Raw genomic sequence first — 14,934 nt, forward strand, 5'->3', positions numbered from 1 at the left:
CGAGAAGCGAGATAATACGACCTGTGGCCAAACTTGTCAACCGCCTTGGTTTGACTTTAGTCGAGATACCTAATGATTTACAAATGTTGTTCGCTATGAAAGGCTCGCATTTCGCCGGTAATTGGATCGATGAACTCAATAGATTTTGCAAGTAATTGCAGTGGCTTATTAAAATCGTCGGATCCACTGGGCATGTTGTTGGGATAAAAGTTATCGTTGATAATTGCGGCACCGAGGCTGGCCATATGGACACGTAACTGGTGTTTTTTTCCTGTGACTGGGCGCAATTGATAGAGGTTGAGTTTATCCCGTCTCTCCAAAATCTCGATTTCCGTTTCTGCATTGATGGTGCCAGCTACTTCTTGCATTAGAAAAAAACGATCACTCTCCACCATGCGGCTGGCTTTATGTAGGGGAAACTTCAACTGCGGTAAATGTGCTGCGATAGCGTGATAAATTTTATTGATTTGGCGGTGTTGAAATAGTTGCTGATAGGCGGCGCGACTTTGGGGGCGTTGCGAAAATAAAATGACGCCTGCAGTTTCACGATCGAGTCTGTGCAAAGGACTTAGAGCTTCATTCCCAGTTTTTTGCTTGAGTCGCACTAATAAGGTTTCACGCAAATAGTCGCCTCCCGGTGTGACGGCTAAGAAATGCGGTTTGTCGGCGACTAGTAAATTTTCGTCTTGATATAGAATTTTTTCCTGGAAGGGAAGCGCTTTTTCATTGTCGATTTCACGATAGTAATAGATGCACATGCCGCGCTTTACTGAGCTATCCGGGCGCAATATAAATCCTTCCGCGGTGCGTATCTCTTGCTTTGCAAAACGTTGCAGCCAGCGTGCCTCATTAATATCTGGGAAGTGTTGACATAAAAAAGCCAAGGCGTTGTCCCAATTACCTTCGGGTAGCCAAATGTAGCTTGCGCTAATGCCGTGACGCGTTGGAAGTGGTGATTTATTTGGAACTTGCACGATGACATCTATGGATAATAGGAAGGCCGCCATACTAGCATTACGCAGACTTTTTTTATAAAGACGCTAAAATCTTTGAGTAGGTAAGATCGCCTATCAATGGGTATTGCCGCTATTGGAATTGGCTTAAGTATCATCAAACACGCTTAGGCGTTAAAATAGCATCTTTGACTTTTTGCGTTCATTTCCTGTGTTGATTTTAAATATATGGAAATTCGCCAGCATTGATGACAGCTTCTCACTTACCTACTCCAACAACAACTGTGCGTACCCGTTTTGCGCCTAGCCCTACTGGTTATTTGCACGTCGGCGGCGCACGTACGGCCTTATTTAGCTGGGCGTTCGCCCGTCATTTTGGTGGCACCTTTGTGTTGCGCATTGAAGATACCGATCTTGAACGCTCAACACCAGAAGCGGTGCAGGCGATTTTGGATGGCATGAATTGGTTGGGTTTGCAGCACGATGAAGGCCCGTTCTACCAAATGAAACGCATGGATAGGTATCGCGAAGTATTAACCAAGATGTTAGCTGAGGGTACCGCCTATCACTGCTACTGTTCGACGGATGAAGTTGAAGCCATGCGTGAACGCCAACGTGCTGCGGGTGAGAAGCCACGTTATGACGGTACCTGGCGTCCAGAGAGTGGCAAAACTTTGCCAGCGATTCCATCTGATCGTAAGCCAGTCATTCGCTTTAAGAATCCTTTGGATGGTGTGGTAAGTTGGAATGATGTGGTTAAGGGTCAAATTACAATTGCTAATCGCGAACTTGACGATTTAGTGATCGCACGACCTGATGGCACGCCGACATATAATTTTTGCGTCGCAGTCGATGATAGTGATATGCAGATCACTCACGTGATTCGCGGTGATGATCACGTCAATAATACACCGCGCCAAATTAATATTTTGAATGCACTCGGCGCGCCTTTGCCGTTTTATGGACATGTTCCTATGATTCTCGGAACTGACGGTCAAAAATTATCGAAGCGTCGCGATGCAGTTAGCGTGATGGATTATTTGGATAAAGGATTTTTGCCAGAAGCTTTATTGAATTATTTGGCGCGTCTTGGCTGGAGTCATGGCGACGACGAAGTATTTAGTATGGAACAAATGATCAACTGGTTTGATCTGACGCATTTGTCTAGCTCTGCGGCGCAATTTAACCCAGAGAAATTGGCGTGGTTAAACAACCATTATATTAAAGCTGCGGACAATCAACGATTAGCTGATTTGATTCGTGTTGATTTGGAAAAATTAGGCGCGCAATTTGAAGGGGCTCCCGAATTGCACGCAGTTATTGCTCTCTTGAAGGAACGTGCCAATACCACCGTAGAATTGGCACAGGCCGCGATGCTGTTTTATCGCCAGCCGCAAGCAGATCCAGCTTTGGTCGCTCAACATATTACGGATGCGATTCAACCCGCTTTGAAAGAATTTACGCAAGCCTGTGCAGAGCTTGAGTGGAATAAAGCCGCTATTTCAGCGATGATGAAAGACACTTTAGCTAAGCATGGTTTGAAAATGCCACAATTGGCGATGCCTTTACGTTTGCTATTAACGGGACAGTTACAAACACCTTCCATTGATGCTGTGATTGAATTGTTTGGTCGCGAAGTAGTGATGGCGCGCTTGGCGAAAATTTAATCGGGACAAAGTCTAAGTTGAACAAACATACTGCCCAGCATTAAGCTTTACAAGCAAACACTAAACTTGCTATACTCCCGTTTCTATTTTGTGCGGGGGTATAGCTCAGTTGGTAGAGCGCTTGCATGGCATGCAAGAGGTCAGCGGTTCGATTCCGCTTACCTCCACCACGATCAGTTTATAGATTCAAATCAGTAAAGTATTTTTTTAGATGTCTCAGAAAAATGCTTGCCAGAATGAAGAAGTTGAGTATATAATCTTGGTCTTACTTGATCGCAAACGTGAATAACGAAGCGAATAAATCAAGTAAAAAGCAGTAAAAAAGGTCAGTAACAAGGACAGATTTTATGTCCCCATCGTCTAGAGGCCTAGGACATCACCCTTTCACGGTGAGTACAGGGGTTCGAATCCCCTTGGGGACGCCAAGTTAAAGCCGCTAAGTTTAAATACTTAGCGGCTTTTTTTGTTTTTATTGAAAAACCAGCATGCTTTGTCTTTCGTTAGGGTCATCAACTTGGCATGTTGATTTGATTTTAAGTTTGCATGAATTGACTATCGGAATCAACTATCCACCATGTAATCAATAAAAGCTCTGATCTTTAATGCTAAATGTTTTCCTGGTTGATAAACGGCATAGACGGCGCCGGAATAGGGGTCACTCAATTCCCAATCCGGCAGTATCTGCAATGCGGAACCTGTTTTGATGGCCTCGGCCGCAGTGAACTCAGGCACTAATCCTATACCTGCATCTGCCAGTACGGTGGCTAAAATTGCGCTGCTGTTATTAATTCTTATACGGCTGCTGACATTCACTTTTTCGATTCGCCCATGCTCTTTATGTTGGAGCGTCCATTTCTCACGGAACTTGGCATAGCCGAGATAGATACATTGATGCCTGGTGAGCTCATCTGGATTTTTTGGGGTGCCATGTTGTTGAAGATAATCGGGCGATGCAACTAAGATGTAACGCATCGGGCATAGCGGACGAGCAGCTAGGCCGGGTGGCAATTCACCTGCGATACGTATGGCCAGATCAATCCCTTCATTGATGAGATCGACGTTTCTATCGACCAGCGTGAGTTCTATGTTTACCTCCGGATACTGTCTGAGAAAACCGGGAAGCTTTGGAGCGAGCCAAACCTGTCCAAACACAACAGGCGCGGTGATTCGAATGACACCATTAGGTCTGTTGCTATAGCTGCCAGCAAGGGCATGGATCTCGCGGGCAGTACTGAGCATGCGAACGCAGGCTTCATGGACTTGATGTCCTAACTCTGTTAGCGCAATGGATCGCGTAGTGCGTTGCAATAGCCTGCCACCCATGTGTTTTTCCAGGCGAGAGACGTGGCGACTAACGGCCGATGTCGTTAAGTCCAAATGTCGTGCCGCAGCAGAAAAGCCTCCGCTATCAACCACTTGCGCGAAGATCGCCATTTCTTTCAGCATTTCCATAAATGTCTTTCGATTTGATTATTATTGAACTCACGGCAATAATCTTTTGTCGATTTCACTAATTGTGTTTATTTTAGTCTTAATTGATACTTCGTTCTAGGTAAGTTAAGCCAGAATTTCGCTTAAGACTTGCAACAATAGTGGCAGTCCTTTGTGAAGGCGCCGTGACGCGAATACGTGCTGCCGAATGTATTTTTTTGACTTGGTACTTTAGAAAAAATTTTAGGATGTAGAAAATGAATGTAGAAAAAATGCAGCAAGCGTTTGAATCGCAGGCAACAGTAGTTAGACAAATCCAGGTACCGCAACGCCAACTTGGCACACAGGGGCTCAGTGTTTCAGCCTTGGGCTTGGGCTGTATGGGAATGAGTGATGATGCCTATGGCCATGCCGATGAAGGTGAAGCAATTGCAACCATACATAGAGCGATCGAGTTAGGCGTCAATTTTTTTGACACGGCAGAGCAATATGGGCCTTATGAAAATGAACGCCTGTTGGCGCGCGCATTGAAAAGCAAGCGAGACGAAGTCGTACTTGCAACTAAATTTGGATTTCGAATTGAGGACGGTATAACGACTGGCGTGAATAGTCACCCTAAGCACATACGTAGCGCGGTGGAAGGTTCATTGCGTCGATTGGAAACTGATTATATTGATCTCTTATATCAGCACAGGGTTGATCCCCTAGTACCAATAGAAGACGTGGTCGGTGTGATGGCTGAATTGGTGCAGGAGGGTAAAGTGCGCTTCTTAGGTTTGTCTGAGGCGGGCGTGACGAATATTCGCAAAGCACACGCGGTTCATCCTATCAGTGCCTTACAGAGCGAATACTCCTTATGGGAGCGCAATCTGGAGCCGGATGTACTGCCCGTATTGCGTGAACTGGGAATAGGATTAGTACCGTTTGGCCCCTTAGGTCGTGGTTTTCTAACTGGTACGGCGAAACGTGCTGAGGCGTATCCTGAGTCAGATTTTCGTCACCTCGATCCGCGTTTGCAAGGGACAAATTTTGATTTGAATATGCAGGCGGCCAGCCTGGTGAAACAGCTAGCAAAAGAGCGCAATTTGACACCGGGGCAAATTGCGCTCGCCTGGGTTCTACATCAAGGTGACGACATTGTGCCCATCCCGGGTACTAAGCGCCGCACCTATCTTGAGCAAAATATGTTGGCCTTGAATGTATCTCTCGATGCGAATGAAATTCAACAGCTTAGCCTGGCTTTGTCGCAAGTGGCAGGTAAGCGATATAGCGATCAAAGAATGGCGATGGTGGATCGCTAGTCGGATATGACCCCGTGACTTCAAATTCATGCAGAGAATATGGGAGTAAGCTTTGCCGAATTTCCTCATTTGCAGACTTTGATTGATTCCCATTGAACGATGGCTTTTAAAACATACAGGCGCAAAAAAAACAGTCGATCTTATCCACTAATTGCTTGGAAAATGTCCGCTGTTAGTGTCCGATAATTAGTTTGCGTGTCCAGGCGGACAATTATTCGTGATTGAAATCATTGCGCCAAGGGTAGATAGCATTTGAAAATAGGAAATTTGCTCATGGCATCAATGTTGCATAGCTTTCATGTGATCACCGAATAATATTTTTTATCAGGATTTTTATGAGAGCTCTATTAGTACTAACGCTGCTTTGCGCCTTATCTTTTCATGCCGAAAATTTGTCAGCCATGAGCCCACAGACAAATAAGAAAGCTGGCCTGTCGGTTAAGCAAAAGAACTACCATAGTGACCGGCAGCGCGACCATAAAGACATTGAAAATTTAATTCATCGGGAATTGCAGCAAGCTTTTTCATCCAACATGCCAGGTGCGTCGGTACTTGTGATGAAAGAGGGCAAAATTCTGTTTCAGCGAGCTTATGGTCTGGCTAATGTCGAACTCAAGCACGCGCTTACGACACAACATCGATTTCACACAGCATCAATAGGAAAGCAATTTACCGCTGCAGCCATATTGCGTTTATCCGAACAAGGACAATTAAAACTGGATGAGCCTGTCAAATCCTTTCTCGACTCTATTCCAGCCAGCTGGAGCAATATTACGATCAAGCACTGTCTGACACATACCTCGGGCATCTACAATTTATTTGAGGATGAGAAATTTCGAGCTAATGCATTTAACTTAAAAACACCCTCGCAGTTGCTCGAGTATGCCATTGCCAATCCATTGGGCGCAGTGCCTGGTGAACGCTTTTCCTATGCGACGGTCAATTACAGCTTGCTCGCGATGATCATAGAAAAGCTTAGCGGACGAAGTTTCGAGACATATATTCAACAAGAGTTCCTGCAAAAGCTTGGCATGAAAAATACTATCTATGATCAGCAAGCTGGTGTCATTGAGGGCGCTGTAACACCGTATGAGGCGGGGCCTAAATTGGCAGCGCGTTTTCATCCTAGTGTCGGTTTCGGTGGAGGCAACTTTTACTCGACTACGGAAGATCTGGCTAAGTGGACCACGGCGATGCAAAGTGGGCGTGTACTTAATGCAGAAAATACTCAAGCTATGCACAACCAATTTAAACTAAATAATGGTACCAGTGTCGCATATGGTTATGGCACACGACCACATAGATTAGGCGACGAAACCTATTTGCAAAGTAACGGCGATATTCCCGGCTATCATGGTGAGACCGTATATTTACCAAAGTCTAAAATTTATGTTGCGATCCTTAGCAATGGAGAACAGCTTCCTTATGGTTTGGCGCCAATCGCCAAACGCTTGGCCGTGATTGCGAGCGGAAAATCAATTGAAGCGGTAAAGCCGGTCAAATTAGCTAGTCCAGATTTAGAAAAGTTTGCGGGCATCTATCAACAAGGACAAGATCAATACGCCTTCCATGTTAAGGGGAATAAACTATATTTCGAAGCGCCATTGGGCGCACAGTGGAAAGCCCTTTCTGCAAAATCAGCCACAGAATTTTTCTATGATAGTAACACTGACTTCCGTATACGTTTTATAGAAAAAGACGGAGGCAAACACTTGGCACAGTGGTTTGAGGTATATCCCTTAGATGGCGAGTTTGATCCGGTCTTCGAACGGGTAGTTCTGAAGAGTCTGTTTTAGTACTAGTCTATCTTCTAACATAAGTCTCCTCATTTTTTGTCGCTAACTGGCCTGCCCAAATCAACCTCAAACTTTTCATGTTGAAACTCAAAATGCCAATTTTAAAGAAGTCCATAGTCGCTTTATTGTCGGTGGTTTTGTTAATGCCAGTCGTCGGTGTCGTCGCAAGTGATGAGGTCCCGATGCCGCGCGCTGCAGCGCGGACTACGCCAGTACAAAGCTGCAAATCCAATGATGAGTGGTCGGAACCTACTGTGGCTCGACATATATACGGTAATGCTTGGTATGTAGGGACTTGCGCCATTAGCGTTATCTTGATCGCCACCCCTAAGGGACATTTTCTGATTGATGGTGCAACTGAGAAGGCGGTACCGGCTATTGAATCTAATATCACGTCTTTAGGAGTCGATCTCCGCGATATTAAATACATACTCGTTTCTCATGAGCACATCGATCATGTCGGTGGTGTTTCGAAACTTCAGCGAGATACAGGCGCCCAAGTTATTGCTCGGAACAGTGCTCTGGATGCATTGAGGAATGGTAAGAATGAGCGCAGTGATCCGCAATTTCTAAATTTGACGCCGTTCACGCCTATCTCCAATGTGCAAGTAATTGCTGACGAAGGAAGCTTGGCTATTGCCGAAACCAAAGTTAACAATATTCCCATGAGCGGCCATGCGCCAGGAGGTTCCGGTTGGACGTGGCGTGAATGTGAAAGTAATGTATGCGTGAACATGGTTTTTTCCGATAGCGTCGGTTCAATTTCGGACAAAATTTATCGCTTCTCTGAGCCAGGTTCAATCTCAGGGCAACTATTGGCAAGCACAATCAGATTAGAAAATACCGCCTGCGATATCCTTTTAACAGGTCATGTAAAGCAAAGTAATTTGCTCCATCGTCTCGATGGAAAAGCCCCTTTAATTGATACCTCCGCTTGTAAGGCCATGGCAAAGTCAGGTCAAGAGGCCCTAAAAAAACGACTGGAAGATGAGAAAACGGGCAGCTCAAATTAGGCTGATTTTAGATCAAGAGCTATCAAGCTGCCTCGATCAAAGGCAGCTAAAGTTCATCCACGATGTGCAGCTAAATCTTAAACTGAGACAAGAAAACAATTAATGCGACAACTTGGTGTAAATAATACAAGTGATCGCTGAATCACTGGCTCAAAGTCGTTTTCCGTTTATCCGCACTAAATACCATTTAAGCCAATCGATACACTGTTAATCACAAAGCACTCGTGCAATTTAGGCTAAAACGCTAAGCTGACTTCTTTTCAGCATCTTATCTAATGATTTTTGAGTTCTCATGTCTAAAAAAAACTTTGAAGATTTCACTATGTTTGCGCGTGTACAACCAAGAAAAGTGTTGAGTACAAACATTTTCATCGACTCTAACCGTCAATTACGAAACGGATGGTGGATTGCCATTTTCTTTTTAATTATGGCGACCATGTTGTTACCGCTTACGTTTTGGATGCGTCAGCAGGGAAGCGAAATAGCAATGTGGCATCAAGCGGTTTTGAGCCTTATTGCGGCCTATGTTTTTCAGCGACTCCGTCGTCAACCATTTGCTGAAATGATGGGAGCGTTCAATTTTATTTGGCTAAAACAATTACTCATCGGTGGTTTGATTGGCAGCGTATTGATGCTACTGCCAGCTTTGGTTCTCCTGCTCGGCGGCTGGGTTTCGTGGCAGATTGATACTTTGACGATGTCAGTTATTGGGAACGGATTACTCGGATGTGCAGCGGTCGCCATCGCAGAGGAAATTGTTTTTCGTGGCGTGTTCTTACAGCGACTCCATGCTGGTTTAGGTGTGATCGCGGCTCAGTTCTTAGTCGCTGCCTATTTTTGGTTAACTCATTCCAGTAATCCAGGAATGGAAGGAAACGTGAAACTGCTGGCCAGCGTCAATATTTTCGTCGCCTCTCTCTTGTTCGGTTTGTCCTATTTGCGCACTAAGAGCTTGGCCATGCCATTGGGCATACACCTGATGGCCAACTTTGTTCAGGGAAATATACTAGGCTTTGGTGTGAGCGGGCATAACGAAGCAGGGCTCCTGCGCCCGGTATTTGGCGATAGCCCAGTCTGGCTTACTGGTGGACAGTTTGGTTTAGAAGCCAGTTTGCCCGGCCTTATTGCGGTGTTGTTATGCTTTACTTTTCTTCACCGAAGCAAGTCATTTAGATCATGATAATTTGGTGCGACCTGACTTGATAAGGCATGATTGAAGTCAGTTTGCTGACCACTTCAAGCCTTATAGCACACCAGTCTCACACTTAATTTGAACACTGTGTTGGAGCTAGAACGTAATTATCGGAATTTGATTTCGAACTTACAAGATAGTATCGGTCGGTTTGACTTCTATGCTGCGACCGGCGGGCGCTGCAAGATTTGCCCAAATCCAATTATGATGATCTATGATGGCTTTTGCTGACAGATGATCCCGGTTCGCTGTTGTATGAGCGTCGGATAAAACCAATACATCAAATCCATAGGAAAGTGTTGCCCTGACTGCGGAATCTACACAGAATTCGGTGGCTAAGCCGCAGATGGTGACTTGAGATGTGTCCAGTTTTTTTAATTGATCCATTAAATCGGTTTGTGAAAAAGGATCGCAAGCGATTTTGTCAACAAAGAGGTCCTTAGGCTTAATTTCTAATTGTTCGTGTATCTGCCAAGCGGATGAGCCTATCTCTGCATCGCCGTTGCTATGTCGAACAAAAATGACATGCTTACCTTGAGTGCGATAGCTGTCACTCACTAGATTGATACGGCGGATGACACCGTCAAAATCGTAACGAGGGTTTTCATCTATCCATGCATTTTGCATGTCAATAATTAGTAGAGTGTGCATATATTCTGTGTGTTTGAAAAAATAATTGACCTAGCCCAAGTAACACTATCAGGATTTAGTGGCTAAGCTCATCGTTATCGCCATGATTTCGCCATTGGAGCGTTTGATTTTCAATTTTAGAGTCCGGCCTGCATCTCTTTGATTCAAAGCCATCAATTCTTTGCCTTTGCTTCCAATGACAGGCATCCCTTCCACTTCGGTGAGCTCATCGCCAACTACAATACCTGACAATTCTGGCGGAGACTTGGGAAGAACTTTTGCAAGCTTAATTGAGTTCACAGTCGGATTCCAAAACATGCCTTCGGCGTCCAGTGTAAAAGTTATACCGCTTGCGCCACGTACTGCACTAGCAGCGATTGGCGATATTGCCATGAGAAGTGCAAATAAGGCAAATGTAATCTAAATCGCCTGGAGATGTCCCTAATAAAAAAGTACGGATTACTGACTCACGATTTGTGCACGTACGACTAACATTTTGTTAAAACACGACAATTAGCAAGCTTTCATGTGCGCTAAATTACTGGAAATATGGCTTGATATATAGATACGGAAGTGTTGTTCTGAGAATTGTTTCGGTCAATAGTCAAACCGTGGCGTTTGGCAAGAGATACCTTGTGCAAAGGCAAGCTTAACTAATGCAGAGCAAGTAAACAAAAGCTGTCTTGCTCGCTTGGTGAGCTTGCAGCTATTTGCCTTGACCAAGTCTTTAGGCAACAGAAAGCAGGCTCAAAATGCCAAGGTTTAGGTGATCGACTCGGCTTCTTTGGGCTGAATAAACATGAGTGAGATCCGTTGACTTACGATTACAGAAAATTTCTTTGAAGCACTTCCAAATGTAAATAATACGTCAAGTATGCTGTTATCATGCAATAAGCTTATTGACTGCTGAAGAGTCGGCGCATTCTGAATTTGTCTTAAATATGATGAAGGTATGGAAACTATGTATGTAGATAGCGTTAATTACGATAATAAATTAGCTCGAAATGTGCTCTTCGGGGTCATTGCTTTTCTTATGCTAACGGCTGGCTTTGGCCTCAGTGTATGGCCGTTCCAGCCCTTTGTTTCTGCTTTTACGGCAAATGATATCCATACTACTTATGAGTTTATGACTGGATATGCTTTGAGTTTTGCCGTCATGTTTTGGGCTTCCAGGTTTAGTGTCAGGTCGCAAAGCGCACTGCTGTTGCTTTGTCCTGTGGTAGCGGCGATTACTTTGTTTTTGTTGCCAAAGACCTGGGAGTTTAGCTTCAGTCAACCGAATCCTACTGCTGTTACTTTTATAATTTTTTGTCTGGGTTTACCGGCAATTTTCATGTTGTTGATCCGTATTTGTAGCAATAAATTGCGTAGTGATGATCCTAGCTTTGAATCTCGTTTGCGCAGCATGGTGATTCTTTTTCTATTGATCGCAATGGTTCCAGACGCTGCTTTGCACCTTAGTTCGACATTGCATCCGAGTACATTCGATTTGTATGCCATGCAATGGGATGCAATAGCTCACTGGAGTCTTACTCCTCAATTGACGCAGTTTATCGATTCGATTTTTTTGTTCCGGGGACTAGTTGAGCTTTCATATAATTTGACTCCTATAGCGTTTCTTGCAATTGCATTGCTCCATCTTCGAAAAAAGCCTGAACACGTAGCGTCTGCAACCTTGGTTTGGGTCATTCTGACTTCATGTGCGTTCTTTGCTTATAACTTATTTCCGATCACAGGACCCAAGTACTTATTTGGAAGTAAAGATTTCCTATTCGCATTGCAACAGCCGTTTGAATACGTACTCGATATGGTTCAAGTTAGTCCAGCGCCAAGAAATGGGATGCCATCTATGCATTTTGGCTGGATGCTGGCGTCTTCGATTATTTGGTGGCAAAGTGGAACACGCTGGTGGTCGCGCGCAATTATCATCGCTATGACGATGCTTACTGCCTGTGGAACCTTATTATTAGGGGAGCATTATTTAGTTGACTTAGTGGTCGCAGTACCCTTTGTGTTGGCTGCAATAGCGCTTTGTACTACTTCAATACCTTGGTCGGCTAGCGAACGAAAATACACTGTATTAGTTGGCTTTGGCACTTGGCTTATTTGGATACTTGTGTTGCGTAACTTAGTGCCTTGGGCCAAATTAAATACGTGGTTCCCATGGTTAATGTTAGGTTTGACAATCGCACTTGTCGTCGCTCAATGTCGTTGGATGACGCGTTTTCCTTCATTGGCTAAACCAAGAGATGTGGTAGCGAGCTTACAAAGCGAGGATTCGCTACAGCATAGTTTTCTCGAACGTCGGATCGGCTGGCTATTTTTTGCATCTGGTGCCGCAGCGTTAATTTATCAGGTCTTGTTTGCGAAAAAACTCGCCTTAGTTTTTGGTAGTACCTCAACCGCGACACTTACGGTATTAGCTACCTTTTTAGGAGGGATGGCGATTGGTTCACTGATAGGTGGAAAATATGCACAAAAAGTGAAATTGCCACTTAAGACCTATGCCCTGATTGAGGGCGGAATCGCTATTTATTGTGTTTTGACACCTTTCTTTTTTGACGCGGTGCAAACATTCTATGTTTCTATTGGAACCGGACACAATCCTGAGTCTACAGTGTTACTTTCTTTAAGGGTTGTATTAGGTGCTGGTGTACTCCTGATACCAACGATTTTGATGGGGGTTACTTTGCCATTGCTGGCTGAGGTAATTAATGTCCAAGGCCAAAAACTCGGTTCCAAAGTCGCTTTACTTTACTTTGCGAATACGGCCGGCGCAACCCTGGGTGCAGTGCTAACCAGCTATGTGATTATCCCTATGGTCGGCGTTAACTCAACCACTCGTATCGCTGCCTTAGTCAATTTAATGGTCGCTTTGGCGGCTATAGAATTAGCAAAGAAATTTCCATGGCATGAGCGTCAGCTTAATTCCCTGAACGTGAACAATACTTCCAAACTGAGTAAGTCAGCAGTAGTCTGTGCAATTTTTGCATTGGGCATAGGTGGCATAGTGTCATTAGGCTTAGAGGTCGTCTATGTACACATGCTTTCTATCGTCGCAGGAAATAGTGTCTACGCTTTTGGTTTGATGCTAGCCACATTCTTGCTTGGATTGGCTGTAGGGGGGGAATTGGCTAGACGTATTTTGAAAAATGAACAAATTGATAGGTTACAGACTTTGTTCCTATCTTTGTTAGGTTTGGCTACCACTCTCGGTTTAGGGATGTGGATTTGGAATATGATTCCTGACTATTTTGCAAGTTTTGCAGACCAACAGGCGACAAAAAATTTCGTCACTAGAGAGGCCATTAGGGCAATGGTGTGCGGTATTGCCATGTTCCCTCCAACCATATTCATTGGCGCTTCTTACGTGTTTGCAATGGATGTTGTAACTCAGAATAGTGGCCACAGCGGGATCAAGATGCTAGGGATAGGTGCAGCATTTAATACACTGGGGAATATTGTTGGCGTTTTGTTGTTCGGATTCTTTTTGCTTCCAATGTTAGGTGGATTAGGCGCCGCACAAGTATTGACGGCGACTACCTTACTACTCGCGTTGATGGTCGTCGTCGTTGGTGGATATCGCCCAGCAAAAATAGACTTTGTGGTGTTTGGGTTTGCTGGCCTATGTGCCGTGCTATCTTTTCAAATTAGATTGGATTACAACACTTTAAGTTCTGGCGCAAACGTCTACTTCGTAGCCCAAAAATGGGGAAATGTCATTGACCATGCAGAGAGTATCGATGGTGGACTCACCACTGTCGCGGTGGTACCAAAGTCCGACAGTGAAAAGCGTACCAGCGCGCAAAAAGGCGAATTTAAGACGCTCTTAACGAATGGTAAATTTCAAGGGAATAATGTGTGGGAGGGCGAAATGCAAGCGCAGTTTGGATTTGCATTCGCGCCATTAATGCATCAAGAACGTAGAGATCGAGCGTTGGTAATTGGATACGGCACCGGTGTCACTAGTAAAGTTTTCCATGACGCAGGATTCCGGCACTTAGATATTGCGGAACTGAGTAGTGACGTTGTGAATATGGCAGATAAGCACTTTTCGGATGTGAATGGACGAGTCAGTAAGCAGGCAGGCGTCCAAATGCATCTCACTGATGGTCGGAATTTGTTGCTGTTGACGCCCCCTAATTATTTGTATGATGTGGTTAGTATTGAAATTACGTCTATTTGGTTTGCTGGAGCCGCATCTTTATACAACCGAGAGTTTTATAGCTTGATAAAGTCAAAATTGGCGAACGATGGGATTTTGCAGCAATGGGTTCAGCTACATCATATGCACCCCTCTGATTTATTAGCTGTCATTGCAACTCTGCGCTCAGAATTTACATTCGTGTCTATGTACATCATTGGTGGGCAGGGCATCTTGATAGCAACGAACAATGAAGCTCGTAAAGCACCGGTAGCGAAGGCCATTGATTTTCTAAAAGCCGTGCCGACGCTAGAATCAACGCGGCTAAAATTTAATACTAGGATAGAAGATTTGGAAAAATCACGTGTGTTGACTAATGAGAATGTCGATAGGATGATGCAACAATTTGGAGCAGGGATTAATACACTGATTTCCACGGATGATAATTTAAAGCTTGAATACAATACTCCGAAAGGAAATGTTTTGGATTCAAATGCTTCAGCACAAGCGATATTTAAGTTGATTTCTCGTTATAGCGAAAGTCCGCTTTTTAAGCAGGAAGCTAAAGCTGATAGTAAATAGGTCTTAATTTGATTGATGTAGATTTAAATTGTTCAATTTCGTAGCTGTCGGATATGGGCTGATTTCTAAAATTTTAGGGAATCAGCCTTTTTTATTTGACGATTGGTGCAATGATTATTGCATTAAAAGTAATTAAATAGGGCTGTAAAAATATTTTAAAAATAAGCTTGCATAAACCACTGATTTTTTATACAGTATCGGCATGTTTTTGATTTAAGCGACTTT

Annotated in this window: 10 protein-coding genes and 2 tRNA genes; 8 read left to right on the forward strand and 4 right to left on the reverse strand. The window is 44.2% G+C overall.

Annotated features, from left to right (window positions below):
- Positions 1–77 precede the first annotated feature (77 nt).
- Positions 78–974 carry a pseudouridine synthase gene (locus AC1RR2_RS13235; protein WP_493222729.1) on the reverse strand — a complete coding sequence of 299 codons (897 nt, stop codon included), beginning with the start codon at positions 972–974 and terminating at the stop codon, positions 78–80.
- 227 nt (positions 975–1,201) lie between these two features.
- Here AC1RR2_RS13235 and gltX point away from each other — a divergent pair, with 227 nt between their 5' ends.
- The 3 genes from gltX (at position 1,202) to AC1RR2_RS13250 (ending at position 3,045) form a co-directional block, all read left to right on the forward strand.
- Positions 1,202–2,620 (forward strand): glutamate--tRNA ligase, encoded by a 1,419-nt coding sequence (gltX, locus tag AC1RR2_RS13240; protein WP_493222730.1) that lies wholly within the window; start codon positions 1,202–1,204, stop codon positions 2,618–2,620.
- A 94-nt stretch (positions 2,621–2,714) separates the two neighbouring features.
- A tRNA-Ala gene (locus tag AC1RR2_RS13245) sits at positions 2,715–2,790 on the forward strand.
- A gap of 179 nt (positions 2,791–2,969) precedes the next feature.
- Positions 2,970–3,045, forward strand: a tRNA-Glu gene (locus tag AC1RR2_RS13250).
- Positions 3,046–3,181: 136 nt separating this feature from the next.
- On the opposite strand, the gene AC1RR2_RS13255 is transcribed toward AC1RR2_RS13250, so the two are convergent.
- Positions 3,182–4,072, reverse strand: coding sequence for a LysR family transcriptional regulator (locus AC1RR2_RS13255; protein WP_493222731.1), 891 nt, complete (start codon positions 4,070–4,072; stop codon positions 3,182–3,184).
- Positions 4,073–4,323: 251 nt separating this feature from the next.
- Between AC1RR2_RS13255 and AC1RR2_RS13260 the strand changes: the two genes are divergently transcribed.
- The 4 genes from AC1RR2_RS13260 (at position 4,324) to AC1RR2_RS13275 (ending at position 9,341) form a co-directional block, all read left to right on the forward strand.
- Positions 4,324–5,352: an aldo/keto reductase gene (locus AC1RR2_RS13260; RefSeq protein ID WP_493222811.1), complete on the forward strand. Its 1,029-nt coding sequence runs from the start codon at positions 4,324–4,326 to the stop codon at positions 5,350–5,352.
- A 401-nt stretch (positions 5,353–5,753) separates the two neighbouring features.
- On the forward strand, positions 5,754–7,148 hold the full coding sequence (locus AC1RR2_RS13265) for a serine hydrolase domain-containing protein (RefSeq protein WP_493222732.1): 1,395 nt from the start codon (positions 5,754–5,756) through the stop codon (positions 7,146–7,148).
- Between the two features lie 77 nt (positions 7,149–7,225).
- On the forward strand, positions 7,226–8,161 hold the full coding sequence (locus AC1RR2_RS13270; RefSeq protein WP_493222733.1) for an MBL fold metallo-hydrolase: 936 nt from the start codon (positions 7,226–7,228) through the stop codon (positions 8,159–8,161).
- Positions 8,162–8,453: 292 nt separating this feature from the next.
- A complete protein-coding gene (locus AC1RR2_RS13275) occupies positions 8,454–9,341 on the forward strand; it encodes a CPBP family intramembrane glutamic endopeptidase (protein ID WP_493222734.1) in 888 nt (295 codons plus the stop codon).
- 141 nt (positions 9,342–9,482) lie between these two features.
- On the opposite strand, the gene AC1RR2_RS13280 is transcribed toward AC1RR2_RS13275, so the two are convergent.
- Positions 9,483–10,004 (reverse strand): isochorismatase family protein, encoded by a 522-nt coding sequence (locus tag AC1RR2_RS13280; RefSeq protein WP_493222735.1) that lies wholly within the window; start codon positions 10,002–10,004, stop codon positions 9,483–9,485.
- 48 nt (positions 10,005–10,052) lie between these two features.
- The gene (locus AC1RR2_RS13285) at positions 10,053–10,376 is read right to left on the reverse strand and encodes a hypothetical protein (protein ID WP_493222736.1); all 324 of its coding nucleotides are present in this window, start codon (positions 10,374–10,376) and stop codon (positions 10,053–10,055) included.
- A 940-nt stretch (positions 10,377–11,316) separates the two neighbouring features.
- Here AC1RR2_RS13285 and AC1RR2_RS13290 point away from each other — a divergent pair.
- The gene (locus AC1RR2_RS13290) at positions 11,317–14,709 is read left to right on the forward strand and encodes a fused MFS/spermidine synthase (protein ID WP_493222737.1); all 3,393 of its coding nucleotides are present in this window, start codon (positions 11,317–11,319) and stop codon (positions 14,707–14,709) included.
- The last annotated feature ends 225 nt before the right edge of the window (positions 14,710–14,934 follow it).

The sequence above is a fragment of the Undibacterium sp. GW821-FHT11H02 genome (assembly GCF_058808015.1).

Excerpts from the sequence above, each read along its gene's own strand:
- gltX (WP_493222730.1), top strand. The coding sequence starts at position 1,202 with ATGACAGCTTCTCACTTACCTACTCCAACAACAACTGTGCGTACCCGT.
- AC1RR2_RS13255 (WP_493222731.1), bottom strand. The coding sequence starts at position 4,072 with ATGGAAATGCTGAAAGAAATGGCGATCTTCGCGCAAGTGGTTGATAGC.
- AC1RR2_RS13260 (WP_493222811.1), top strand. The coding sequence starts at position 4,324 with ATGCAGCAAGCGTTTGAATCGCAGGCAACAGTAGTTAGACAAATCCAG.
- AC1RR2_RS13265 (WP_493222732.1), top strand. The coding sequence starts at position 5,754 with ATGAGCCCACAGACAAATAAGAAAGCTGGCCTGTCGGTTAAGCAAAAG.
- AC1RR2_RS13270 (WP_493222733.1), top strand. The coding sequence starts at position 7,226 with ATGTTGAAACTCAAAATGCCAATTTTAAAGAAGTCCATAGTCGCTTTA.
- AC1RR2_RS13275 (WP_493222734.1), top strand. The coding sequence starts at position 8,454 with ATGTCTAAAAAAAACTTTGAAGATTTCACTATGTTTGCGCGTGTACAA.
- AC1RR2_RS13280 (WP_493222735.1), bottom strand. The coding sequence starts at position 10,004 with ATGCACACTCTACTAATTATTGACATGCAAAATGCATGGATAGATGAA.
- AC1RR2_RS13285 (WP_493222736.1), bottom strand. The coding sequence starts at position 10,376 with ATGGCAATATCGCCAATCGCTGCTAGTGCAGTACGTGGCGCAAGCGGT.
- AC1RR2_RS13290 (WP_493222737.1), top strand. The coding sequence starts at position 11,317 with ATGTTGTTGATCCGTATTTGTAGCAATAAATTGCGTAGTGATGATCCT.